1 protein-coding gene is annotated in these 235 nt (G+C 44.3%); it reads right to left on the bottom strand.

What is annotated here, in order from left to right; translation table 11 throughout:
- On the bottom strand, positions 1–128 hold a 128-nt coding region (locus AB1471_RS17930), incomplete at its 3' end, for a WD40 repeat domain-containing protein (protein ID WP_367781070.1).
- Between the last annotated feature and the right edge of the window lie 107 nt (positions 129–235).

Here is a 235-nt window from a genome sequence, read left to right as displayed (position 1 = left end):
TCCCAGAAAAGCAATTTTCCATCTGCACCAGCGCTAGCGAGGAGATTCTTCTTGAGGCTATGATCATAAACCCACTTTATGTCCAGAACAGGTTCTTTGTGCGAATAAGGACTATCAATCGCTGTCATGCACATTGCTTTTTCAGGCTCATTTAAATTCCACACCACCACCTCTCCATTGAATGAACCCGCAGCAACAATAGAAGGAGACAACGGATGGAACGAGACACACATAA

It is taken from the genome of Jeotgalibacillus marinus (assembly GCF_040801915.1).
Lineage (GTDB): Bacteria > Bacillota > Bacilli > Bacillales > Jeotgalibacillaceae > Jeotgalibacillus > Jeotgalibacillus marinus.
The sequence above is the reverse complement of the archived record's forward strand: the minus strand, read 5'-3'. Positions and strand labels throughout refer to the sequence as shown.